We start from the raw sequence: 23,715 nt of genomic DNA on the forward strand, positions 1-23,715 counted from the left end.
TCCGCCCACGTGCGATGTCGACTTGCGAGAGCGAGGCAGTCATGTTCCAGGCACAACAGAGCGCGGACGCGTTGGCGTTGGCGCTGGAGGATGCCGGGTTTGACGTCGGTCTGGAGTTTCCACTGCTCCAGGCCGCGGTGGGTCAAGACGGGACGCCGGTCGTGGAGGTCGGGCACCTGGCACCGGCTGTCGCCAGCCGGCTGGCTGACCTGGTCGCGCGGGCGGCCAGTAGCGGCATCGCCGTCGAGGGGCTGCCAGACTGACGACCAGCGAGGGACGTGAGGAAGGACGGCATGCGGTCAACGGCTTGGGGTGCCTACAGGGGCATCACGGAAGCGCTGCGCATCAGGCTGGCCTCCGATGAGTTCAAGCCCGGCGCCGCCCTGCCGTCCGAGGCTGCACTGGTCGCCGAGTACGGCGTCGCCCGCAATACCGTCCGGCGTGCCCTCGACCAGCTCACCGGGGAAGGGCTGATCGTCACCCGCCCTGGACGAGGTCGGCTGGTCGCAGACCCTAATAAGCCTGTTCAGCCGATCCGGCCCCAGTATCAGCAGATCGCTGCCGAACTCAGGGAGCAGATCGAGTCTGGAGAGCTAGCAGCCGGTGCGATCCTGCCGAGCGAGTCTGCCCTGGTTGCGCAGTACGGGGTCGCCCGCGGCACGGCGCGGCAGGCGCTTGCGGCGTTGCAGGATGTCACGGTGTCGGTGCAGGGCAAGGGTCGGTACGTGAAGCCCCGGTGATCGACAGCCTTTAGTCTCGGACATGTGGAACATGTCCCGTGGGCCGTCGACCTGGCACGCCGTCTCCTGGCCGAGCCGCTGCCAACCAGATGGGCGCACGTCCAGGGCGTCGGGCACACTGCGGAGGACATCGCCCACATCGCCGGCGACGACGCCGAGCTGCTGATCTGCGCGGCGTGGCTGCACGACATCGGCTACGCCCCCGACCTGGTCAAAGCTGGCTTCCATCCGCTCGACGGCGCCCGGTACCTCCGTGACGTCGAACATGCCGACGAGCGCCTGATCCGCCTGGTCGCGAATCACTCCTGTGCACTAGTCGAGGCCCGAAACCGCGACTTGGCCGACGACCTCGACGCCGAGTTTCCGAGCCCGGCCGACTTCTTGCTCGACGCCTTGACGTTCTGCGACATGACGACCAGCCCCACGGGCACGCCAGTCAACCTTGAACAGCGGCTGGCGGAGGCGTTCGAGCGCTACGGCGACGGACATCTCGTCACTCGCTCGCTCACGGAGGCGAGACCTCAGCTCCAGGCGTCAACGGACCGGGTTCTGGCCGCTCTCGGCCGCTGACGTTAGCCGGCCCTGCTCGTTGCGGGTCCAGCGGCGGCCCGCGCTGTCGAGGAACTCGATCTCCACGGGTTCCGGCTCGACGTACGAGCGGCGCCATGACTCCGGAGCGGGCCGGCGAACCGTCTGCCCGGGTGGGACCAGGCCGACAAATTCGGTGTCGCCGCCCTCCGGCATCGGGAGCTCGACTTCGTAGATCGGCATCTCGCTGGCGTTGTGGATGTGAAAGGCCAGCTCACGGGCATCGTTCGGCTTCCGGTACTCCTCGATCCACGCGCTGATCCGAGCTGCCTGCCCGCGCCGCTCATCCTCGGCTCGCTCAGCCTCACGGTTCTGTTCGCGACGCAAGAGCACAAAGCCAACGACAAACGCGCCGACGGTACCGAGGGCGGAGAAGACGCTGCCCGCGGCGTTGACCCAATCGCTATCCAAGGTGCAGCTTCCCGGCGCGGGTCAGGAAGTGCTCGATCCGAAGCCGCATCGACGGGTGCATCGTCAGGCCGTTCAGCGCGGATGGCGCCACCCACACGACCTCCCGCGACTCGTCACTCGGCGTCGGCTCCCCACCTAGCGGGCGAGCGATGTAGACGATGGAGAACTCCTGCCGCACCTCGTTGTTCGAGGTGTAGAGGATGACGTGGCGCGGGTCGGTGTAGATGCCGACCAGGCCGACGACCTCGACGTGGATCCCGGTTTCCTCGAACGTCTCCCGGACCGCACAGTCCGTCATCGACTCGCCGGCCTCCATCGCCCCACCCGGCAACGACCAATTGTCGTTGTCCGTGCGGTGGATCAGCAGCAGCTCCCCGGCGTCGTTGACCACGACCGCGTTCGCGGACGGGACGAGGCTGTTGGCCGGGGGAGCGGCAGGGTCGTCGAAGAAGTCGATACGACGGGCCAAGAGCGGAACCTCATTCCAGTGGTGTGCCGGTCTCCCAGACGCGATCAAAGCTCTCGACGTAGGTGCCAACCATGTCCCCGCCCTCGACGTGCCGAAGATGCAGCACCGGAGCGTTGGAGGCGGGCGTGCCGTAGATGTGGGTGTTAACGAGCGCCTGGTCGTCAACGCGGTAGATCGAGTTGTAGAGGATCGTGCGGTGGAGGCGGAACTCCACGCCGTCGATCTCGCGCAACGGCCCGTACAAGACCTGCGCCATCCGGCACCGCGCGGACATGTCCATGTCGATGCCCTCGTCCACCCCGCGCTGTCGGACTTCCTCGCTCTCGGGGTCGCCGAGCAGGACACGAACCTTGACGTCGTTCTCGGCCTTGCGCCGGATCGCGCGCAGAATGCCCTGGTCCTCCGGGATGAACAGCCCGCTGTACACCAGGATGCCGATCTCACGCTCAGCGTTGTCGAAGAAGTTCCGCCACAACTCCGACGGCACCGCCCACCGGGCCGGGTAGATCGTGACGATCTCGCTCTCGGACGCGTTCGCGACCTGGTCACGGGTCCGCGCGTCCGGCCACAGATACGCCTCGTCGACTCCGAGATGCGCCGCAACTTCATAGCGATGCCGACGGTACGGCGTCCGCCCCGCGATCCACCGTTCGACGCTCTTCGGATCAACTTCGAGCAGGTCGGCGAGATTCACCGGCGTCAAGCCGCGTTCCAGCATGGCTGAGCGGAGGCGTTCGTTTTTCATGGCTCCCCGTCACAGGACGTCTCGGCAGTTGCCCACCCTATGGGAGACATCTTCGATACGTCCAGCCATGACCTGAACACGTCCCGTCAATGTGCGCCATTCTCATGGCATCGAAATCCAACGAACCTTCACCGGTTCCCCGCACGCGTCTAAACTTGAACATGATGTACATGTTCACAAGCGAGAGGAGCTGTCTCCGTTGCCACTACCCGCCCCGCTCGAAGGTGAAGACCGCTGCCCCTGCGGCGCCCAACTCGACCGGCACAACCCCACCCACTGCCGCAAATGCCGCGCCCGCACCCGCTACCAGCGCCGCCACACCGGCCGCCAGATCCACCGCCGCCCCGGCCCCAACTCGTCAACCCCGAACAACTGAGAGAAAGGAGCCCACGCTGACTGTCACGGTCTCAGCCGTCCTACTCCTCGGACTGCTCGTGTACCTACTCTGGCGCTACACCCACACGCCCATCTGGCACATCCTGGTGTGCGTCCTGTTCGGCTACTTCCTCGCCGAATCCTCAATCGCCCCGAACATCGCCCGGCTCTTGACAACGGCAACGCGCTACCTCGCCGGGCTGGACCTATGACCGCCCGCCGCGACGGCTGGGTCATGGCCGGCATGCTCATCGCCGCCACCTCAGCCGCCGTCGCAAGCTTCACCGGCCTCCGCGGCCTGGCCCTGCTCTCCGGCTGGCCCGAACGACTCGCCATCCTCCTGCCCGTCACCATCGACGCCTACGCCATGACCTCAGCCCGCGTCTGGCTCGCCGGCCTCAGCCCCCAACGCGCCATCCGCTTCGCCCGCGCCAACGCCACCGGCGCCATCACCACCAGCATCCTCGGCAACGCCATCTACCACGCCGCAGCAGCCGGCCTCCTCACTGTCTCCTGGCCAGTCGTCGTGGTCGTCGGTGCCGTTCCAGCAGCCGTACTCGGCCTGACGGCACACCTGCACGCAGTCCGGACCGGAGACGAGCCAACGCCACAACCACCGGCTTCGGTACCGACCCCGGGCCGGACCGACGACGACCTGCTCACTGCCGCCCGCGCAGCCGACGCCGAGCACCGCGCGACGCACAACGGTCGGCCCATCACCCGCGACGCCCTCCGCGCAGCGCTGCGCATCTCCGGCCCCAAGGCAACCGCCCTCCGCCGAACGCTGGCGGCCGAACGAGAGGAGGCAAAGACCAACTGATGGCCGAAGCACCCATGCCAACCGTCGACCGCGATGCCGTCCACGCCCACATCAACGCGGCAGTCACCCGCGGCACCCGAGTAGCGCTCTGGACTGCCGTAGCCGACGTGCCCGTGCTGCTCGCCGAGATCGAGCGCCAGGCCCAGCTCCTCACCCTCGCCCGCACGGAACACGCCAACCTCCTCGCTGCCGCCCAAGCAACGCTGCGCGCTGCTCTCGACGGCGACCCGGACGCACTGACCTACCTCCGTGAGGAGGTGCAGCGATGAGGGCGTTCAGCCGAAGGCATCGCCGGCAACTGTTACTGCTCGACGAACGGCCGAGCCTGCTCTTGGCGCTGGGCCGGTTCCTGTTCCGGTACCGCTCCGAACTCGCACCATTCGCGACAGCAACGGCCCTGTTCATCGGCGGAGCAGTGTTCCACTCCCAAGAGCCCGATGCCGTGCCGTGGCTCCTCGCGGCGACTGTCGGCATCGCCGCGCTCACGCTGACCCGCGGCTTTCCGTGGAACATCGACCGAACTGAGGAGCGCGTATACGCTGCGTTGGGCACCCTCATAGCTGGCGGCTGGCTCACTGCGGCCGCCGCCCTTGGACCGTCACACGAACCGTTGCCGCTGCTCCTACTTGCCGCCACGATCGCACTGGCCGTGCCGTGGTGGACCCACCGACGGAGGCGTGCCCGCGTCCGGGTCGACCGCGCAATCCAGGCATGGCCGGACATCGCCGAGAACATCGGGCTGGCCGGCTCGCGGGTCATGTCGGCCGTGGTCGACATCTGGGGTTGGCGTGCCCGCTTCCACCTTGCCAACGGCCAGAGCGTTGCCGATGTCCTGAGCCGTGTCCCGGCCATCGAGTCCGGGCTCGGCACCCGGCCGGGTGCCGTCCGCATCGAACCCGACCCGGCGCACGCTGGCCGGTTCATGATGCGCGTGCTGGCAGCCGACCCTCACGCGGGCGCAATCCCGTGGCGCGGACCGAGCGTCCAATCCGTAAACAGTCCGATCGAACTCGGTGTATTCGAGGACGCGGCAACAATCCGCGTCTCGTTGCTGCGTAAACACATCCTCATCGGGGGCACGACCGATGCGGGCAAGAGCGGCGTTCTGAACGTCGTCCTCGGCAACCTCGCGGCATGCCCCGATGTCGTGCTCTGGGGTATTGACCTGAAAGGCGGCATGGAACTGCGACCGTGGGCGTCGTGCCTCGCCAGGCTCGCCACCACGCCCGCCGAGGCGGCCGTGCTGCTCCGTGATGGCGTTCGCGTCCTCGACGCCCGCGCCGAGGCGATGAGCCGCGCCGGTGCCCGCCTCTGGGAACCCACGCCGAAGGCACCCGCGCTCATCATCGTCGTGGACGAGTACGCCGAGCTGGTCGAGCAGGCACCCGGCGCGGTCGAGTCCGCCGAGTCCATCGCCCGACGAGGCCGAGCGGTCGCGACGACCCTGCTCGCCGCGAATCAGCGGCCGACCCAGAAGTCCATGGGTGGGGGAGCGCTGCGCTCGCAGATGAGCGTCCGCATCTGCCTCCGCGTCCGAGAGCGCCGAGACGTGGACCTGATCCTCGACCGGGGCATGCTGAGCGCCGGCTGGCACGCCCACACGCTCGACGCGCCGGGCAAGTTCTACATCCTCGGCGACGGCCACACCCAACCGCGGCGTGCCCGCGGCTACCTGGTCACCGACGACGACGTGCAAACGACCTCCGCTCGCTACGCCGAGAGTCGGCCGTGCCTGGACGGCCTTTCTGAGGGCGCCCTGGTCGGGCTGGACGACGTCGTCGAAGGCGAGGTCGTCACCGAACCCGAAATCACGCTCCAGATGGCGCTCAGAGATGCGCCGAGCGACGGGCTCAGCGTCCCCGAACTCATGCACTTCACCGGAATGAGGCGGACATGGATCTACGACCGGCTGCAGCAGTACGTCCAGGACGGCCGAGCCGCTCAGGTGGCCCGCGGGCGCTGGAGGTCGTCCGCGGACGACTGAACGTCCGTCCGCCTGTCGCACGCGTCTGCGCACGTCAGCGCGCGGACGGACGACGGACGGACGGCCGTGCGGACAACTCACGACCAGAGAGGAGGCGAGCACGAGCACCACCGAGCCCCGACGAGAGAAGAGGTTGCTGCGTGTAGAAGAAGCCGCCCGCGAACTCGGCATCGGCCGGTCGCTGGCCTACCAACTCATCCGAACCGGCCGGCTGCGGTCCATCAAGATCGGCAGCCGTCGGCTGGTTCCACGCTCGGCGATCGATGAGGCGATCGCCCGGCTCCTGGAGGAGGAGCGTTGAGCAAGCAGAAGGGCAGCAAGAACCCGAACGGTGAGGGAACCATCTACCAGCGTCCGAACGGCACGTGGGCCGGCGTGGCTCACGTGCTCACCACGGACGGCACCATGAAGCGCAAGACGGTGTACGGCAAGACCTGGGAGCAGGCGCACGAGAAGCTGGTCGAGCTGAAGGCGAAGTCGCACCGCGGTGTCCCGTCGCCCGACCGGTCGTGGAAGGTCGACGAATACCTGCGGTACTGGCTGCAGGTCTACGCCTCCGGGCTGCGGCCCAAGACATACGAGGGCTACGAGAGTGCCGTCCGGAACCACCTCATCCCGGCACTCGGCCGGCGGCGGTTGACCGGGCTGCAGGTCCAGCACGTCCGGGCGTTCCTCGACGCCTTCAAGCAGTCTGATTCGAAGCCGAGCGTTCGGCAGGTCCAGTACGTCCACGCGGTGCTCCGGAACGCCCTCCAGCACGCCATGCGGGAGGAACTGCTGGCCCGGAACGTCGCGACGCTGGTCAAGGTGACCAGCCCGCGGTACAAGGTCGGCAAGGGCCTGGACGTCGAGCAGGTCAAGGCTCTCCTGAAGGCGGCCCAGGGGCATCGGCTCTACGCCCTGTACATCGTGGCCGCCACGATGGGCCTGCGACGTGGTGAACTGCTCGGACTGCGATGGGAGGACATCGATCTTGACAACGGAACGATAACGATCGAGATGACAGTCCAGCGGGCCGGCGGCAAGCTACACATTCAGGACACCAAGACGGAAAGCTCCGAGAGCGTCCTGCCGCTGCCGGAAATCACCCGCAAGACGCTCCAGCAGCACCAGGACATGCAGGCCAAGGAGCGCGTCGAGCTTGCTGAAGCCTGGAAGGATCACGGCCTAGTGTTCCCGTCGGAGGTCGGGACGCCGATGGAGCCGCGAAACCTCGCCCGGCACTTTGCTGGCCTGAGAGAACGGGCCGGCATCACCGACGTCCGACTTCACGACTTCCGCCACACCGTCGTGACGGTGCTGATGGAACTCGGGGTGCCGCCGCACATCGTCCAGGCCATCGCCCGCCACTCGGACGTGAAGCTGACCCTGAAGATCTACGCGCACTCCAACCTGGCGGAGATGCGCAAGGCGCTCGACAAGATCGACACCTGGTTGTCGTAAGTGTTGTCGTAAATGGCCCCTCACGGGCCGAACGGACGGGCAGAACTTGCTGGTGGGCACGGTTGGTTTCGAACCAACGACCCCCCGCTTGTAAGGCGGGTGCTCTCCCACTGAGCTACGCGCCCGCACCCCCGCTGTGGGGGTTTGGTACCGGAGATGTTACCCAACCCGGCGTCGATGACGGTACAGGCCGTCGTGAGGTGGCGTCGCCTTCAATATCGGGGTCGTCACAGGGCGGCTATCGCGGCTCGCCATACCGAGAGGTCGCGGGGGCGGGAGGACGGGTGGTGCTCGGTGAAGGCGATCGTGCCGTCCTGGTCGATCAGGAACGTGCCGCGGTTGGCGTAGCCCTTGGATTCGTTCAGGACGCCGTATGACCTGGCTACCTCGCCGTGGGGCCAGAAGTCGGACAGGAGTGGGAAGGTGTAGGACTCGCGGTCGGACCAGACTTTGTGGGCGTAGGGGGAGTCGACGCTCACAGTCAAGATCTGGACTTTTTCGTTCTCGAAGTCCGCGAGCTGCTGCTGGACGGCTGTCAGTTCGCCCTGGCAGGTCCCGGTGAAGGCCAGCGGGTAGAAGACCAGCAGGACCGCCTTCCGGGTGCGGTATGAGGCCAGGGCGACCTCCTGGTTGTTCTGGTCGCGCAGCTGGAAGTCCGGTGCCGGATCTCCGACATCCACTGTCATGCCTCGAATATGCCAGCTGTCGTACCGGGGGCCTACACTCGCCCGCATGGCAGCAGGGCCGCGGCTCGGCATCGATTTTGGCACCTCCCACACGGTTGCGCTTTTGGCGTGGCCTGATGGGAGGGTGCGGCCGTTGTTGTTCGACGGGTCGCCGTTGTTGCCGTCCGCGGTCTTCGCGCAGGCCGACGGGGTGTTGCTGGTCGGGCGGGACGCCGTGCACGCGGCCCGGGTCGACCCGGCCCGGTTCGAAGGTAGCCCCAAGCGGCGCATCGACGACGGCAACGTGCTGCTCGGGGACCGGGAGCTGAGCGTGCCGTCGCTCATCGGGGCCGTGCTCGGGCACGTCAAGACGGAAGCGGTGCGGGTGGCCGGTGGGCCGGTCGCGGAGCTCACGTTGACGCACCCGGCGGCCTGGGGAGTGTCGCGGCGGCTCGCGCTGGTCGAAGGGGCGAAGCTCGCCGGGTTGCCCCAGCCGGCGCTCATGCCCGAGCCCGTCGCCGCTGCCCATTATTTCGCGGGGGTACTGCAAAAGCCTCTCACGGGCGACCAAGGCCTCCTCGTGTACGACTTCGGCGGTGGCACGTTCGACGCCAGCCTCGTGAGCCGGTCGGGGGAGGGGTTCGACGTCCGGGCCGTCGACGGGATCGACGACCTCGGCGGGCTCGACCTCGACGCGCTGGTCGTCGAGCACGCGCGGACGCAGATCGACAACGCTGAGGTGTGGGCGCGGCTGGACAATCCGCAGACGACCGAGGACCGGCGGCACCGGCGGATGCTCTGGGACGACGCCCGGATCGCCAAGGAGATGCTGTCCCGCAGCGCCAGCGCGGCCCTGCACGTCCCGATCGCCGCGGCCGACGTCACGATGACCCGGGAGCAGTTCGAGGAGAAGGCCCGGCCGCTGCTCGAGCAGACCGTCCGCACCACCGGGGCGGTCATGCGCTGGGGCAAGATGGAGAAGGAGAAGCTGGCCGGCCTGTTCCTGGTCGGCGGCTCCAGCCGGGTCCCGCTCGTCGCCACCCTGCTGCAGAAGGAGCTAGGCCTCGCCCCGACCGTCATCGAGCAGCCGGAGCTCGTCGTCGCCGAGGGCAGCCTGCGCGCGTGGGTGAACGTCTCCGCCCGGAACGCCCAGCCCAACGGCGCCCAGCCCGCCGGCCAGCCTGGACCCATGTGGCCACAGGGAAACCCACAGGGAACACCGCAAGGAACGCAGCAAGGCGCTCCACAAGCCGCTCAAGCCGCCACGCAAGCCGCCCAGGCCGCTCAAGCCGCCCAGGCTGCGCAAGCCGCTCAAGCCGCATACGCAGCGCAGGCCGCGCAGGCGGCTCAAGCCGCGCAGGCCGCTCAAACCCCCGTCAGCGGTGTCCCGGTCAGCCCGGCCGCGTTCCAGCAGCAGCCCGGCGCCTACCCGACGGTGCCGCAGCACCCGGCCCCGGTCAGCGGAACCCCAGTCGGCGGCCCGGTCAGCGGCACCCCGGTCGGCGGCCCCGTCAGCGGTGTCCCGGTCAGCCCGGCGGCCTTCCAGCACCAGCCCGGTGCCTACCCGACGGTGCCCCAAAATCCGGCCGTCCCGCAGCACCCGGCCCCGGTCAGCGGCGTACCCGTGAGCCCGGCGGCGTTCCAGCACCCGGGCGCCCACCCGGTCAGCGGCCCGCCCCAGAGCGCCGACCAGCAGGTCACGCAGCGCCTGGGCCCGATGACCCCGACGCCGGCCCCGCCCCGCATGGTCCCGCCGCCGCCCCGGCCCCAGGCCTATGTTCCGCAGCCCCCGCCCCCGCAGGCGTACGTCTCCCCGTCCGCGCAGCCGACCGTCTACGCCCCGCCCCCGCGCGAGGAGGCCCCGCCACCGCCGCGAGCGAGCCGTAACTGGGCCGTGCCGGTGCTGGTCGGCATCCTGGTGGTCGCGCTCGCCCTGACGGGCTACGTGGTGTTCCAGAACCGCGACAAAACCGATAACCGGGCCGGCGACGGGCCGAGCAACACCCCGCAGCAGAGTCAGTCGGCCGACGGTGTGAAGGCGATCCCGGTGTACAACCGCGAGGACGAGCCCGCGTGGGTGCCCAACGGCTGGCGGGACCAGGGCGTCGGCTCGCCGGACCAGCTGTGGAAGTCGCAGCAGGAGTCCGAGGGCGGCCGCTGCGACACGGGCAGCGGGCGGCTGCGGGTCACGACGGACGCCGCGCCCGGGCTCACCGGCTGCACGTTGAAGCCGCCGCTGGACGTGGCGATGACCGACGGCAGCATCGAGGCCAAGGTGAAGGTCAACGCGGGCTGTGCGGGCATGTGGCTGCGGACCGGCGACCACGGGTACACCCTCGGGCTCTGCGAGGACAACCATGTCCGGCTCTATCGGCTGTACAAGGATCTGCCGGGGGAGAAGGACCTGCTCAAGGACTGGCCGATCCAGTTGGCGAGCGGGGTGGGTGAGCCGTTCGTCGCGTTCAAGGTCGAAGGGAACCAGCTCAGCGGGTACGTCAACGGGGTGGCGCTGGGGCCGGTCACCGATGACCAGCTCACGCAGGGGAAGGTGAACCTGGGCGCGTTCACCCTGACGGGGAAGACGGCCGACGCCTCGTTCACCCAGGTGCGCGTGTTCATGCCGGAGGGCTGGCAGCCGGGCAACGGGCCGACGACGAGCAAGACGACGAAGGCGCCGCAGCCGAGCACGTCGAGCTCGGGCTGGAACTCCAAGCCGCCGTCGTCGAACCCGACCTCGAAGAAGCCCACCGTCCAGCCAACGGCCTAAGGGCCACAAGCCGACACAAAGCGCAAGCACGAAACGGCAAGCACAAAGCGCAGGCACGAGACGGCAAGCACAAAGCGCAGGCACGAGACGGCAGCACAAAGCGCAGGCACGAGACGGCAAGCACAAAGCGCAGGCACGAAGCGCAGACATGAAACGGCAAGCACGAAGCGCAGGCATGAAACGGCAAGCACGAAGCGCAGGCATGAAACGGCAAGCGCAAAAAGCAAGCGTAAAGCGGGCGAGCGCAGAAGCAGGACTGCTCAAGAAGCGGGCCGGCGCAGAAGCGGGCGAGCGCAGAAGTCAGCCAGTCAAGAGAGCGGCTAGCCAATGGAAGAGCGGCGAGCGCGGAAGGTCGGCGAGCGCGGAAGACGGCTGGGGCGCCGAGCGTAAGAGCGCACGAAAAAGTGGCCGCGCCTGACGACCGGCGCGGCCGGAAAGCCGAGGGGCCCGAAGCCCGAGGTCAGCGACGCGAGCGGGCGGCGCGGGGCGCAACCAGCCGTGCTGCCGTCCAGTCCTTGCCCGCGTTGATCGTCGAGGTCTGCTGCAACCCCGCGGTGGGCGCCGACTCGTTGATCTCGCTCGGCTCGACGTGGCCGGGGCGGCCGGCCTTCGGCGTGAGCAGCCACACCACACCGTTGTCAGCCAGCGGGCCGAGGGCGTCGATGAGCGTCTCGACCAGGTCGCCGTCATCGTCGCGCCACCACAGCAGCACGACGTCGACCACCTCATCGGTTTCCTCGTCAACCAGGTCCCCGCACCGGTCGATCAGGACGTCGCGGAGACTCTGGTCGACGTCGTCGTCGTACCCCATCTCCATAACGACCATGCCCGGTTCGACTCCGAACCGGTCCGCCAGGCTCTTCACCTCGGCCTGACCCGCGGTCGCGTTCACTGTCCACTGCCTCCTGTCGCAACAACCACTTGTTAGCGCGTAGTCCACACAGTACGGGCCGTCAACGCAAGTGGCGCACCGATGCGATCGAAAAGTTGATAGTCCAAGTTACCGGGCGAGCAGTGATCGCGCGCCCTGGATGATCTGTTCTTCGGACACCAGTACGTGATTGGCGGCCGGTCCGAGCGGCACGAACGAGTCGACCGCGGCGACCCGGCGGGCCACCCCGACGTACCCCCCGTCGACCAGCGCGGCGATGACGCCCTCGCCCACACCGCCGGAGCGGCGGGTCTCGTCGACGATGAGCACCCGGCCGGTGTCGGAGGCGTGCTTGATGATGTCGCCGACGGGCAGGGGCGACAGCCAGCGCAGGTCGACGACCCGGGCGGTGACGCCCTCGGTGGCGAGCCGGGCCGCGGCCCGCAGGGAGAGCCGCACCCCGTTGCCGAACGTGATGATGGTCAGGTCGTCGTTGGGGCCGTTGTCGTAGGCGCGGGCCCGCCCGATCGGCACGTGGATGGCCGGCCACTCGCTCGGCGGGGCGTAGTCCGAGACCCACCAGTCGTCGTTGTCGCGGAGCAGGTCGCGGGTGTGGTACATCGCGATCGGCTCGAGGAACACGCACACGCTGCCGTCGACGACGGCGCTGGCCAGGCAGGTGCGCAGCATCGGGGCCGCGTCCTCGGGCCGGGACGGGGCGGCGACGACCAGGCCGGGGATGTCGCGCAGGACGGCCAGGGCGTTGTCGTTGTGGAAGTGCCCGCCGAAGCCGAGCTGGTAGGCGAGGCCGGCGACCCGCACGACCATCGGGTTGTGGAACGCGCCCTGCGAGAAGAACTGCATGGTGGCCGCCTCGCCGCGGAGCTGGTCCTCGGCGTTGTGCAGGTAGGCGAGGTACTGGATCTCGGGCACGGGCAGCATCCCGGCCAGGCCCGCGCCGAGGCCGAGGCCGAGGATGCTGGTCTCGTCCAGGAGGGTGTCGAACACCCGGGTCGCGCCGAAGCGGTCGCGGAGGCCCTTGGTGACTCCGTAGACGCCACCTTTGGCGGCGACGTCCTCTCCATAGACGACCATTTGGGGGTACGCGAGCATCGCATCCGTCAGCGCGGCGTTGATGGTCTGGGCGAGGGTGAGCGGGCCCGCCTTCTCCGGCAGTTTCCCGGCGAAGGCGGCCAGCCGGCTCGCCGGGTGCCCGTTGCCGTTGTTGCGCGGTGTCCCGGACACGGGCCGGACGGTCGCCGGGGTCGGCGCGGGTTCGGGTTCGGGCCACTCCTCGGTGTCGGCCGCCGGTGAGAGGGGCGCGAACTCGAGGTTGTCGTCGAGCTCGGGGCCGGTGTCGGGGTGCGGCTCGGCGGTGTCGGCGGCGGCGAGGTGGGCGGCCGCGTCGGCGACGGCCCGGGAGACCCGCACCGGGCGGCGCGGAGCCAGCGGCGCGGTGACCTCGGAGGCGCTGCTCAGCTTGGGCTCGCCGAGCACCTCCTCGGCGATCCGGCGCACGTCCCAGCCGATGTCGTCGTAGCGGGTCATCAGGTCGGCGGGCGTGGCCATCCCGGCCTCGACCAGCATCCGGGCCGTGCGCACGAGCGGGTCGCGGGCCAGGTCGCCGGCGATCTCCACGGGGGAGCGGTAGGCCATCTCGGCGTCGGCGCCGGCGTGCCCCATGAGCCGGATGGTGGTCATGTGCAACACCGCGGGTCGCCGGTATCGCCGCACCCACGCGGCCGCCTCGGCCGCCCGGTCGTAGGTCTCGGCGCTGTCGCACCCGTCGGCCTTGTAGTAGCGCAGGCCGGGCCGGCTGCCCAGGGCCGCGGCCACCCAGCCGTCGGGGGTCCGCACGCTGATGCCCAGCCCGTTGTCCTCGCAGACGAGCAGCAGCGGCAGTTTGAGTCCGATGTGGTCGCACCAGCCGGCGGTGTTGAACGCGGCGGTGGCGGCCGCGTGGTTGATGGAGGCGTCGCCGAAGGAGGCCACGACGATCGCGTCGGCGGGCCAGCCGTGGCCGCCGCCGGGCGGGTCGAGGCGCTTGCCGCGGCCGAGCGCGTAGGCGACGCCGACCGCCCGCGGCAGGTGCGAGGCGATCGTCGAGGTGGTCGGGACCACGTGCAGGTCGGCGTGGCCGAACACCTTGTGCCGGCCGCCGGCGATGGGCTCCTTGGCCGAGGCGACCACGCCCCGCAGCACGTCGCGGATGGGGTCGCTGCCGGCCACCTGAGAGGCCCGCATGGCGTAGAAGGCGCCCGAGCGGTAGTGCAGCAGGGCCGGGTCGGTCGGGCGCAGCGCGGCCGCGACGGCGGCGTTCCCCTCGTGCCCCGACGAGCCGATGGTGTAATACCCGGCGTCGAAACTGCGCAGCCAGCGCGCGGCCAGGTCGAGGTGGCGGCTCGTCGACTGGGCGTCGTAGAGCGCGCGGGCCTGCTCCCCGGTGAGCGCGGAGTCCTCGCGGACGGGCTCGTCGAGGTCCCGCGGCGACGCCGCGGCGACGAGCCCGGCGAGCTCGGCACGAAACCGCTCGTCGAGATCCTGAGGGGTGGTCACGCTCGACAGCATGGCCGAAAACGGTCATCGGATGCCACTTGTGGCGGGGGTACTGCCAGATTCAGCCCATCTGGCCGACCCACCCGTTACCGGTCAGCCAGCGCCCGATACTCGGGTGAGGCCAGGAACCCGGGCAGCAACAGGGCCGCGGTGACGCCGAGATCGCGGGCCAGGGCCTCCTCGGGTGTGAGGAACACCATGGCCTGGCCCTCGCCCAGCACGACGTCGTCCTGCACGGCGTCGGTCGGCCCGTAGAAGACGTGCATCTCGACCTCGCCCTCGGCGGTCGTCACCGAGGGCCGGGTGCGCACGAGGTACAGCTTGATGTCGCCCGCGTCCAGCCCGGTCTCCTCGCCCACCTCGCGGCGGGCCGCCTCCTCCGGCGACTCCCCGGGCTCGATCTTGCCGCCGGGCATCGCCCACTGGTTGGGCGAGACCTTGGCGTGCTGGTCGCGGTGCTGCATGAGCACACGGCCCTGGGGGTCGACGAGAAACACCACGGCGACTCGGCGCTCGATCACGAACTCATCCTGTCATCCCGGGAGGAAGCTGAAGCGGACCTGCCGTGTGGCGTTGTCGCCGTTCGGGTCGACCAGGCAGATGGACTGCCAGGTGCCGAGGGCGACCCGGCCGCCGACCACGGGCAGGGTGGCGTACGGCGCGACGAACGCCGGCATGACGTGGTCGCGGCCGTGCCCGGGGGAACCGTGCCGGTGCACCCAGCGGTCGTCGGTCGGCAGCAGCTCGTCGAGCGCCGTGAGCAGGTCGTCGTCGCTGCCCGCGCCGGTCTCGATGATGGCCACGCCGGCCGTCGCGTGCGGGACGAAGACGTGCAGCAGCCCGTCGCCCAGTCCGTCGACGAACCGGCCGGCCTCCTCCGTGATGTCCCGCACGACAGGGCGGGAGCCGGTCCGGACGGTGATCACCTCGGTGCGCATCGGCCCAGTCTCCCAGCCGTCAGTCCGAGCTGCTGGAGGAGGACGACGACCCGGAGTCCGAGCTGCTCGATCCGGAGTCGGAGCCGCTCGAGCTCGAGCCGGAGTCACTCGAACCGGACGATGACCCGGAGTCACTCCAGCTCGACCCCGAGTCACTCCACGAGGAGCCGGAGTCGTGGTGATGGATCGTGTGGCCGTGGCTCTGCCAGTGATCGTGCGAGCCCGACGGGGACGATGACGACGAGTCGGTGGAGTGGTACGTCGAATACGGATCGGCGGCCGTGGCGCCCGGGAGCCAGGTCGAGTCGAGCGGGCCCGACGGGCCGCCTCCGGAGCCGCGGACGTTCGGCATCGAGCGACGCACACGCCGTACCACCAAAACGACTGTAATGATCGCCACCGTGAACGCGATGGTGACGATGCCGCACGGCAGCAGCAGCCACCAGGACGAATTCTCGGACACGGGCCGCACCGTAGCCGATCGAGAGGCCTGGGATACTCACAATGTCGCGCTCACGTCAAGAGAGCGATGCTCCATAAGTTACCCGCCGGTATCGTGTTGCGCGTCGCAGTTGGCGTCCAGTAGGCGTGACGGACCGCACCGGCGCCAGGCAGGATGGACAAAGGCTTACCTGAGTTACAAACCACAGGGGCCTATAACCAGTGACTCACACCCCATAGGCCACCCAGACCGGTCGCAGCGCCCGACGAGTTCGCCGAGCATCACTCCGGTCGCGAGCTACCCAGAAGGAAACGCCTGTGTCCACCGAACGCAAGCGCCCGGTGATCAGCGACGGCCTACCGAGCCAGCTGCCCGACATCGACCCCGAGGAGACCACCGAGTGGGTCGAGTCGCTGGACGGCGTGATCGACGAGCGTGGGACGAAGCGCGCCCGATACGTGATGCTGCGGCTGCTGGAGCGTGCACGCGAACGGCAGGTCGGCGTACCCCCGCTCACCACCACCGACTACATCAACACGATCACGCCGGAGCGGGAGCCGTGGTTCCCCGGCAATGAGCACATCGAGCGGCGCATCCGGGCCTACATCCGCTGGAACGCCGCCATGCTCGTGCAGCGCGCGCAGCGGCCCGAGGTCGGCGTCGGCGGGCACATCTCCACCTTCGCGAGCGCCGCCAGCCTCTACGAGGTCGGCTTCAACCACTTCTTCCGGGGCAAGGACCACCCGGGCGGCGGCGACCAGGTGTTCTTCCAGGGCCACGCGTCGCCGGGCATGTACGCCCGCGCCTTCATGGAGGGCCGGCTCAGCGAGCAGCAGCTCGACGGGTTCCGCCAGGAGCTCTCGCACCGCGGCTTCGGCGGCGGCCTGCCCAGCTACCCGCACCCGCGGCTGATGCCCGGCTTCTGGGAATTCCCGACGGTCTCGATGGGCCTCGGTGGCATCAACGCCATTTATCAGGCGCGCTTCAATCGGTACCTCCACAACCGGGGTTTCAAAGACACCTCCCAGCAGCACGTCTGGGCCTTTTTGGGCGACGGTGAGATGGACGAGCCCGAGTCGATCGGCGCTATCGGCGTCGCGGCCCGCGAGGAGCTCGACAACCTCACGTTCGTCATCAACTGCAACCTGCAGCGCCTCGACGGCCCGGTCCGCGGCAACGGCAAGGTGATGCAGGAGCTCGAGGCCTTCTTCCGCGGCGCCGGCTGGAACGTCATCAAGGTCGTGTGGGGCCGCGAGTGGGACCCGCTGCTGGCCGCCGACACCGACGGCGCGCTGGTCAACCTCATGAACGTCACGCCCGACGGCGACTACCAGACCTACAAGGCCGAGTCCGGCGCGTATGTCCGCGAGCACTTCTTCGGCCGCGACCCGCGCACCCGCAAGATGGTCGAGCACCTCTCCGACGACGAGATCTGGAACCTCAAGCGCGGCGGGCACGACTACCGCAAGCTCTACGCGGCCTACAAGGCGGCCACGGAGCACACCGGGCAGCCGACGGTCATCCTGGCCAAGACCATCAAGGGCTGGACGCTGGGCTCGCACTTCGAGGGCCGCAACGCGACGCACCAGATGAAGAAGCTCACGCTGCAGGACGTCAAGGACTTCCGGGACCGGTTGTACCTCGACATCCCCGACAGTGCGATCGGCGACAACCCCTACGCCGTGCCGTACTACCGCCCGGACGAGAAGTCCGAGGAGATGGAGTACATGTTCGAGCGCCGGCGCGCCCTGGGCGGCTCGGTGCCCGACCGCCGGACCAAGCACATCGCCCTGGACCTGCCGGACAGCTCGGTCTACGGCGACATCAAGCGCGGCTCCGGCAAGCAGAAGGTCGCCACCACGATGGCCTTCGTGCGCATGCTCAAGGACCTGATGCGGCACAAGGGCATGGGCAAGCGCTGGGTCCCGGTCATCCCCGACGAGGCCCGCACGTTCGGCATGGACTCGCTGTTCCCGACCGCGAAGATCTACTCGCCGCACGGGCAGAACTACACGCCCGTCGACCGCGAGCTGTTCCTGTCCTACCGCGAGTCGACCTCCGGGCAGATCCTGCACGAGGGCATCAACGAGGCCGGCTCGGTCGCCTCGTTCACGGCCGCCGCGACGAGCTACGCCACCCACGGCGAGCCGATCATCCCGGTCTACATCTTCTACTCGATGTTCGGCTTCCAGCGCACGGCCGACGGCATCTGGGCGGCCGCCGACCAGATGTCCCGCGGCTTCCTGCTGGGCGCCACCGCCGGCCGCACCACGCTCAACGGGGAGGGCCTGCAGCACGAGGACGGCCACTCGCTGCTCATCGCCGCGACCAACCCGGCCGTCGTCGCCTACGACCCGGCGTTCGCGTTCGAGATCGCGCACATCACCGAGAACGCGGTCAACCGCATGTACGGCGAGACCCCCGAGGATCTCATCTATTACCTGACCGTCTACAACGAGCCGATCTTCCAGCCGGCCGAGCCCGCCAACCTCGACGTCGAAGGCCTTTTGCGCGGCTTGTACCGGTATCTCCCGGCCGAGTCCGGTGAGGGCCCGAAGGCGCAGATCCTGGCCTCGGGCACGGGCATGCAGTGGGCCCTCAAGGCCCAGAAGCTGCTGGCCGAGGACTGGGGCGTAGCGGCCGACGTCTGGTCCGCCACGTCGTGGGTGGAGCTGCGCCGCGACGCGATCCGGGCCGAGGAGCACAACCTTCTCCACCCGGCCGACGAGCCGCAGGTCCCCTACGTGACCCGGGTCCTGCAGGACACGACGGGCCCGGTGATCGCGGTGAGCGACTTCATGCGCGCCGTACCGGACCTGATCGCCCGCTGGGTCCCCAACGACTACACCTCGCTGGGCACCGACGGCTTCGGCATGTCCGACACCCGCCACGCCCTGCGCCGCCACTTCCACGTGGACGCCGAGTCCGTCGTCGTGGCCACGCTGGCCCAGCTGGCCCGCCGCGGCGAGGTCCAGGCCTCGGTGGCGGCCGAGGCGGCGAAGAAGTACGCGATCGACGACGTGAACGCCGCCCCGGTCGGCGAGACCGGCGGCGACTCGTAAGCAGCGCAACCAGAGAAACGCCTCGCACCCCGGGCGGTCGCACAAACGCGGCAACCCGGGGTGTGTTGTTTCCGGGATGCCAATGAATAGACGTGACCCACAGTCCGACCACCTGTCGAAACGCCGCTGGGCCACACGTGGCGAAAGGTGGCCAACCGGCCCAAACGTCGCGTTGCGGAGTAATAGCTCCAGGGCCGTGCGTCGCCTGCGGTGCACGTGAGTAATCGCTGAAGTCGGCCAGCAGCTCGCTGGCGAGCCCACCCGCCTGGCGAGCCTATCGACCGGCGCCGCGCGTGAGGCACTGGCTTCGGCGTTCGGTGGGTTACCGTCGGTGTAAACCCGAATCCGTCACACGCGCGTGCCAGATTGGCGGGACCTTTATCCGCGTCAAGGCCCGGAACGGGTAAATCGGTCCCAACTTACAGACCGATGATGATCAATGGAGTAGATCAATACTCAAGGTTAAGTAGGTACCCTCGCTATCCTTGAGTACTACGTTCGGATTACGAGGGTCGACCCTGTGGTCACCTCGACGCTACGTTGGGCACCGGCATGAATTCTGCACGTGAACATTTCCGTGAGGAAGCCGGGTTTGTTGATCTCGACGCAATTACGCAGCGGCGCGCCACGTGGTGCGTCTTCCCGCGGTGACCAGCGGGCCCGCGCCGATGGCGTCGAGCATGAGGGCCTGGATCGCGTACGGCTCGGCCGGTCGCCAGTTGTGCACCTCCGGCGGCAGCTCCCAATGCACCCGCCCCCCGAACTGCCGGCTCGGCGGCGCCGGCACCCAGGAGTCCTGGCCATGCAGTACGACACCGGCGTGCGCGGCGAGCTCGGGCAGCACCCCGTGCCCGGGCACCACCAGGAACATCCAGCGGTCGCCGGGCGCCACCGCCACCGGGCCGCGAGCGGCCACGAAGCCGTCGCCCAGCAGGGCCGCGCGGCCGAGGGGGCCCGGCACCTCCAGCACGTCGAAGGCGTATCCGGTGGGCAGCAGCACCGTGTACGGGTGCTCCTGCCACAGGGCCGCGGCCGTGGTGGCGTCGAAGCACACCGGGAGCGGGGCCGGGTGGCACGCGACGGTGGGGCAGCCGGGGGTACCGCAGTGAAAGCGCCGCTCCGTCGCGTGGCGCCCGGTCTGCCGGGTCGCGAGGAAGGCGCCCGGTCGCACCGGCCAGCCGTGTGCGGCGTAGCGGGCCCCAGCCTTGCGCAGCCGCGACCGCTCGAACAACACCCACGGAAGCATGACGGTCTCCTGCCAGGCGAGATCACTCGAAAGTGCGCACAAGACCACGTCGCGTCACCGGACGCATTGTGCGTCGTTGGGTCAGGCGACGGGGACTGCAAGTTGCACATCGGAACGTATGAGCGAATGACCGGGGCGAACCGCACAAATCGTGCGATTTCGACCGGTCGGGTGACGTCCGGAGGTGAGCGACGTGGATGAGTTGCCCATCGGCCGTCGGGTGGCCTACTGGCGGAACCGGCGCAAGATGTCGCAGCAGGTCTTTGCCGACCGGCTGGGCAAGTCCAAGAGCTGGGTCGACAAGGTCGAGCGGGGTGTACGGCGGCTGGACAAGTTCTCCGTCGTCTACGAGATCGCCGACGTCCTCCAGCTGGACGTGCAGATCCTGCTGGGCCGGGACCCCGAACGCCGCCCCGACAGCGTCAACTGCGTCGACCAGATCGAGGTCGAGGAGATCCGGGCCGCGCTGGAGCGCTACGACCAGATCAGCGCGTTCTTCTACGCGCCGCCCGAGCCGCCGCCGCTGCCGGAGATGCGCAAGGCGGTGACGCACGCCTGGCTGTCGTACCAGCACGCGAAGTACGGCATGCTCGCGCGCACGCTGCCCCGCCTCCTGCGCGAGGCCCAGGCCGCCGACACCGCCTACAGCGACAGCGCACAGGGCGAGGAGGCGGCGCACCTGCTCGGGCAGACCTACCAGATCGCCTCCTCGGCCCTGCGCAAGCTGGGCGAGCACGAGCTGTCCTGGCTCGCGGCCGACCGTTCGATCGCCGTGTCCCAGCGCGCGGGCGACCAGCTCCTGGCCGGCACCGCCACGGCGCGGGTCGCCTGCGCGCTGCTCTCCCTCGGCCGGGCCCGCCCGGCCCTGGAGATCAACGTCAACATCGCCAACCGGCTCGCACCGGGCTCGTCGGGCAACGACAGCAGCCCCGAGCGGCTCTCCGTCTACGGCCAGCTGCTGCTGCAGGGCGCGATGGCGGCCGCGCGCATCGGCGACAGCGCGACCGTGCGCGACCTGCTGTCCGGGGCCGAGGAGGCGGCGCGGTCCATGGACGGCGACGCCAACTACTACTGGACGTGCTTCGGCCCGACGAACGTGAAGCTGCACCGGGCCGCGGCCGCCGTCGAACTCGGCGAGGGCCGGGTGGCGGTGGAGGTACACCAGGGGCTGGATCCTGAGGGGTTCAACGCGCTGCTGCCCGAGCGCCGGGCCCATCACTACCTGGACCAGGCCCGGGCCCAGGCGCTCATCGGCGACATCGAGATGGCCAGCGAGATGCTGCTGGAGGGCGACCGGCTGGCCCCATCGGAGATCCGCTGCCGGCCGCTGGCCCGCGAGGTCCTCAGCGACGTGCTGCGCCGGACCCGCGGCACGCCGTCCGCCCCGGTCGCTGAGCTGGCCGAACACATGAGTGTCGGCGTTTAATTTAAAACGTAGATCTAGAGGGCAGAATTGCCGGCATGTCCGGATCTGTTCTGTACGCCGTCGTGTGTGGCTCCCCGGCCACCGCCGGCGTTGGCAATCTGGTCTCGCTCGCGCAGGAGCGAGGCTGGGACGTCTGCGTGGTCGCCACGCCGGACGCCCTGAAGTGGCTCGACATCCCCGGACTCGTCAAGCAGACGGGTCACCCGGTGCGGCACCGCTACAAGTACCCCGGCGACCCCGACGTCCTCCCGGCCGCCGAGGCCATGATCGTCGCACCGGCGACCGTCAACACCGTCAACAAGTGGGCCGCCGGCATCGCCGACACCCTCGCGCTCGGCCTCATCGTCGAGGGGCTCGGGCTGGGGCTGCCGATCGTCGCCGTGCCCTACACCAACCGGGCCATGGCCGCCCACCCCGCCTTCGGCGAGTCGATCGGGCGGCTGCGCTCCTGGGGCATCACCATGCTCTACGGCGACGACGTGCTCGAGCTGCACCAGCCCGGTATCGGCGAGAACCGCAGCGACTTCCCGTGGCACCTCCCGCTCGACGCGCTGGAGGCCCACCCGTCATTGCAGGCCCAGCGCATCACGGGGAGCGAGCCGGTGGACTAACGTTACGCCGTGCTTGTCGCCGATCTCGTGAAGCTCCTCGAGCAGCGATACCCGACCGCGTGGGCCGAGGACTGGGACCGGGTCGGGTTCGTCCTCGGCGACCCGGACGCCACCGTCACCCGCGTGCTGCTCGCCGTCGACTGCGACCCCGCGGTCGTCGACGAGGCGGCGCGGGTCGGCGCGGAGTTCGTCTTCACGCACCATCCGCTGCTGCTGCGGGGCGTCTCCAGCGTGGCCCCGACGACCTACAAGGGCCGGATCGTGCACCGCATGATCCGCTCCGGGATGGCGTTGTACACCGCGCACACCAACGCCGACGTGGCCAACCCCGGTGTGTCCGATGTGCTGGCGGCGCGGGTCGGGCTCGTGGAAGTACACCCGCTGCGTCCTGATCCAAAGGCTCCCGAGCGCGGACACGGCCGCGTCGGCCGCCTCCCCGAGCCGATGACCCTCGCACAATTCGCGCGGCTCGTCGCCGATCAACTGCCAACCGCGGCTTCGGGGGTACGGCTGGCAGGGGACCCGGCCGCCCGAGTCGAACGGGTCGCGGTGTCCGGCGGGGCCGGCGACGCGTTCCTGGCCGACGCCACCCGGGCCGGCGTTGACGCATACTTGACCGCGGATCTGCGCCACCATCCGGCGCAGGAGCATCTCGCGAACGGCGGGCCGGCCCTCGTCGACGTCACGCACTGGGCGTCCGAGCGGCCCTGGCTGGACGACGTCGCGGCGTTCCTGCGCGCGGAGGCCGGCCTGCAGACCATCGTGTCCGATGTGGACACCTCACCCTGGGTTCCTTGGGAGGACAACGACTCGTGAACGCCGATCCGGAAGCCCAGCGCCGCCTGCTCGACCTGCAGGCGATCGACATCGCGCTGACCCAGCTCGCCCACAAGCGCAAGGCCCTGCCCGAGCACGCTGAGCTCGACAAGCTGGCCCGCGAGCTGTCCATGACGGAGGATCAGCGGGTCCGGGCCCAGGTCGCCGTCGACGACCTGGACCGCGACATCAGCCGGCTCGAGAAGGACGCCGAGCAGGTCCGCGCGCGCAAGGACAAGGACCAGTCCCGCCTCGACGCCGGCACCGGCCCGGCCCGCGAGCTGGAGGCCCTGCAGCACGAGATCGCCACGCTCAACCGCCGCCAGTCCGAGCTGGAGGACGCCGAGCTGGAGCTCATGGAGCAGCGTGAGACTGCCCAGGCCGCCCTGGACGAGATCGTCGGCCGGCTGGAGTCGGCCCGGTCCACCCGCGCCGCCGCCGAGCAGCGCCGCGACGAGGCCCTGGCCGGGATCGCCAAGGACGAGGAGTTTCGCCAGGCCGGCCGCCGCCCCCTGGCCGCCGACCTCCCCGCCGACCTGGTCTCGCTGTACGAGAAGATCCGCGAGTCCAGCGGCGGCATCGGCGCGGCCATGCTCCGCCAGGGCCGCTGCGAGGGCTGCCGGATCGAGCTGTCCGGCGGTGACAAGGCCCGCGTCAAGGCCGCCCCGAAGGACGAGGTCGTCCGCTGCGAGGAGTGCCGCCGCATCCTGGTCCGCACCGCCGAGTCGGGCCTGTAGCCG

25 protein-coding genes and 1 tRNA gene are annotated in these 23,715 nt (G+C 69.4%); 15 read left to right on the forward strand and 11 right to left on the reverse strand.

The window, feature by feature from the left end; translation table 11 throughout:
• The first annotated feature begins 41 nt into the window (after positions 1-41).
• From ACIA8L_RS28940 to ACIA8L_RS28950, 3 genes are read left to right on the forward strand one after another with little or no spacing between them, the layout of a single operon-like run.
• Positions 42-263, forward strand: a complete 222-nt coding sequence (locus ACIA8L_RS28940) for a hypothetical protein (RefSeq protein ID WP_395909637.1) — start codon at positions 42-44, stop codon at positions 261-263.
• 15 nt (positions 264-278) lie between these two features.
• Positions 279-740 carry a GntR family transcriptional regulator gene (locus tag ACIA8L_RS28945; protein ID WP_395909638.1) on the forward strand — a complete coding sequence of 154 codons (462 nt, stop codon included), beginning with the start codon at positions 279-281 and terminating at the stop codon, positions 738-740.
• A 24-nt stretch (positions 741-764) separates the two neighbouring features.
• Complete coding sequence (locus ACIA8L_RS28950) at positions 765-1,310, forward strand: HD domain-containing protein (RefSeq protein ID WP_395909640.1); 546 nt, start codon at positions 765-767, stop codon at positions 1,308-1,310.
• Here the strand turns inward: ACIA8L_RS28950 and ACIA8L_RS28955 are convergent.
• From ACIA8L_RS28955 to ACIA8L_RS28965, 3 genes are read right to left on the reverse strand one after another with little or no spacing between them, the layout of a single operon-like run.
• Entirely contained in the window at positions 1,275-1,739 is a 465-nt protein-coding gene (locus ACIA8L_RS28955) for a hypothetical protein (protein WP_223097448.1), read from the reverse strand. The genes ACIA8L_RS28950 and ACIA8L_RS28955 overlap by 36 nt on opposite strands.
• Positions 1,732-2,208: an NUDIX hydrolase gene (locus ACIA8L_RS28960; RefSeq protein WP_223097446.1), complete on the reverse strand. Its 477-nt coding sequence runs from the start codon at positions 2,206-2,208 to the stop codon at positions 1,732-1,734. Before ACIA8L_RS28960 ends, ACIA8L_RS28955 begins: the two co-directional genes overlap by 8 nt.
• Before the next feature lie 10 nt (positions 2,209-2,218).
• Complete coding sequence (locus tag ACIA8L_RS28965; RefSeq protein ID WP_395909642.1) at positions 2,219-2,926, reverse strand: XRE family transcriptional regulator; 708 nt, start codon at positions 2,924-2,926, stop codon at positions 2,219-2,221.
• Positions 2,927-3,387: 461 nt separating this feature from the next.
• Between ACIA8L_RS28965 and ACIA8L_RS28970 the strand changes: the two genes are divergently transcribed.
• The 6 genes from ACIA8L_RS28970 (at position 3,388) to ACIA8L_RS28995 (ending at position 7,575) form a co-directional block, all read left to right on the forward strand.
• Positions 3,388-3,540, forward strand: a complete 153-nt coding sequence (locus tag ACIA8L_RS28970; protein ID WP_395909643.1) for a hypothetical protein — start codon at positions 3,388-3,390, stop codon at positions 3,538-3,540.
• Positions 3,537-4,148, forward strand: a complete 612-nt coding sequence (locus tag ACIA8L_RS28975; RefSeq protein ID WP_395909645.1) for a DUF2637 domain-containing protein — start codon at positions 3,537-3,539, stop codon at positions 4,146-4,148. The genes ACIA8L_RS28970 and ACIA8L_RS28975 overlap by 4 nt, the downstream gene beginning before the upstream one ends.
• Positions 4,148-4,417, forward strand: a complete 270-nt coding sequence (locus tag ACIA8L_RS28980; RefSeq protein ID WP_395909646.1) for a hypothetical protein — start codon at positions 4,148-4,150, stop codon at positions 4,415-4,417. The genes ACIA8L_RS28975 and ACIA8L_RS28980 overlap by 1 nt, the downstream gene beginning before the upstream one ends.
• Positions 4,414-6,132, forward strand: a complete 1,719-nt coding sequence (locus ACIA8L_RS28985) for an FtsK/SpoIIIE domain-containing protein (RefSeq protein WP_395909647.1) — start codon at positions 4,414-4,416, stop codon at positions 6,130-6,132. Before ACIA8L_RS28980 ends, ACIA8L_RS28985 begins: the two co-directional genes overlap by 4 nt.
• Before the next feature lie 133 nt (positions 6,133-6,265).
• Positions 6,266-6,433, forward strand: coding sequence for a helix-turn-helix domain-containing protein (locus ACIA8L_RS28990; protein ID WP_223097436.1), 168 nt, complete (start codon positions 6,266-6,268; stop codon positions 6,431-6,433).
• Positions 6,430-7,575 (forward strand): tyrosine-type recombinase/integrase, encoded by a 1,146-nt coding sequence (locus ACIA8L_RS28995; RefSeq protein WP_395909648.1) that lies wholly within the window; start codon positions 6,430-6,432, stop codon positions 7,573-7,575. Before ACIA8L_RS28990 ends, ACIA8L_RS28995 begins: the two co-directional genes overlap by 4 nt.
• 50 nt (positions 7,576-7,625) lie before the next feature.
• Here ACIA8L_RS28995 and ACIA8L_RS29000 read toward each other — a convergent pair.
• Positions 7,626-7,700: transfer RNA gene (locus tag ACIA8L_RS29000), tRNA-Val, on the reverse strand.
• A 102-nt stretch (positions 7,701-7,802) separates the two neighbouring features.
• Entirely contained in the window at positions 7,803-8,261 is a 459-nt protein-coding gene (locus ACIA8L_RS29005; RefSeq protein ID WP_395909650.1) for a peroxiredoxin, read from the reverse strand.
• Positions 8,262-8,394: 133 nt separating this feature from the next.
• Between ACIA8L_RS29005 and ACIA8L_RS29010 the strand changes: the two genes are divergently transcribed.
• Complete coding sequence (locus tag ACIA8L_RS29010; RefSeq protein ID WP_395909651.1) at positions 8,395-11,007, forward strand: Hsp70 family protein; 2,613 nt, start codon at positions 8,395-8,397, stop codon at positions 11,005-11,007.
• A 460-nt stretch (positions 11,008-11,467) separates the two neighbouring features.
• Here the strand turns inward: ACIA8L_RS29010 and ACIA8L_RS29015 are convergent, their stop codons facing one another.
• From ACIA8L_RS29015 to ACIA8L_RS29035, 5 genes are all read right to left on the reverse strand, one after another.
• Positions 11,468-11,899: a DUF3052 domain-containing protein gene (locus ACIA8L_RS29015; protein ID WP_395909652.1), complete on the reverse strand. Its 432-nt coding sequence runs from the start codon at positions 11,897-11,899 to the stop codon at positions 11,468-11,470.
• A 108-nt stretch (positions 11,900-12,007) separates the two neighbouring features.
• Positions 12,008-14,446, reverse strand: coding sequence for a transketolase C-terminal domain-containing protein (locus ACIA8L_RS29020; RefSeq protein WP_395909653.1), 2,439 nt, complete (start codon positions 14,444-14,446; stop codon positions 12,008-12,010).
• Between the two features lie 74 nt (positions 14,447-14,520).
• Complete coding sequence (locus ACIA8L_RS29025) at positions 14,521-14,955, reverse strand: NUDIX hydrolase (RefSeq protein ID WP_395909654.1); 435 nt, start codon at positions 14,953-14,955, stop codon at positions 14,521-14,523.
• Between the two features lie 12 nt (positions 14,956-14,967).
• On the reverse strand, positions 14,968-15,372 hold the full coding sequence (locus ACIA8L_RS29030) for a YjbQ family protein (RefSeq protein WP_395909656.1): 405 nt from the start codon (positions 15,370-15,372) through the stop codon (positions 14,968-14,970).
• A 19-nt stretch (positions 15,373-15,391) separates the two neighbouring features.
• Positions 15,392-15,835: a hypothetical protein gene (locus tag ACIA8L_RS29035; RefSeq protein WP_395909658.1), complete on the reverse strand. Its 444-nt coding sequence runs from the start codon at positions 15,833-15,835 to the stop codon at positions 15,392-15,394.
• A gap of 296 nt (positions 15,836-16,131) precedes the next feature.
• Between ACIA8L_RS29035 and aceE the strand changes: the two genes are divergently transcribed.
• Positions 16,132-18,876, forward strand: a complete 2,745-nt coding sequence (gene aceE / locus ACIA8L_RS29040; protein WP_395909659.1) for a pyruvate dehydrogenase (acetyl-transferring), homodimeric type — start codon at positions 16,132-16,134, stop codon at positions 18,874-18,876.
• Positions 18,877-19,486: 610 nt separating this feature from the next.
• On the opposite strand, the gene ACIA8L_RS29045 is transcribed toward aceE, so the two are convergent.
• A complete protein-coding gene (locus ACIA8L_RS29045) occupies positions 19,487-20,122 on the reverse strand; it encodes a bifunctional DNA primase/polymerase (RefSeq protein ID WP_395909660.1) in 636 nt (211 codons plus the stop codon).
• A 193-nt stretch (positions 20,123-20,315) separates the two neighbouring features.
• Between ACIA8L_RS29045 and ACIA8L_RS29050 the strand changes: the two genes are divergently transcribed.
• The 4 genes from ACIA8L_RS29050 to ACIA8L_RS29065 are packed head-to-tail and all read left to right on the forward strand — an operon-like array spanning position 20,316 to position 23,712.
• Positions 20,316-21,548 carry a helix-turn-helix domain-containing protein gene (locus ACIA8L_RS29050; RefSeq protein WP_395909661.1) on the forward strand — a complete coding sequence of 411 codons (1,233 nt, stop codon included), beginning with the start codon at positions 20,316-20,318 and terminating at the stop codon, positions 21,546-21,548.
• A gap of 35 nt (positions 21,549-21,583) precedes the next feature.
• Entirely contained in the window at positions 21,584-22,159 is a 576-nt protein-coding gene (locus tag ACIA8L_RS29055) for a flavoprotein (RefSeq protein ID WP_395909662.1), read from the forward strand.
• A 9-nt stretch (positions 22,160-22,168) separates the two neighbouring features.
• Positions 22,169-22,975 (forward strand): Nif3-like dinuclear metal center hexameric protein, encoded by an 807-nt coding sequence (locus tag ACIA8L_RS29060; protein WP_395909663.1) that lies wholly within the window; start codon positions 22,169-22,171, stop codon positions 22,973-22,975.
• Entirely contained in the window at positions 22,972-23,712 is a 741-nt protein-coding gene (locus ACIA8L_RS29065) for a zinc ribbon domain-containing protein (RefSeq protein WP_395909664.1), read from the forward strand. The genes ACIA8L_RS29060 and ACIA8L_RS29065 overlap by 4 nt, the downstream gene beginning before the upstream one ends.
• Positions 23,713-23,715 lie beyond the last annotated feature (3 nt).

It is taken from the genome of Dactylosporangium sp. NPDC051541 (assembly GCF_044454505.1).
Taxonomy (GTDB): Bacteria; Actinomycetota; Actinomycetes; order Mycobacteriales; family Micromonosporaceae; genus Dactylosporangium.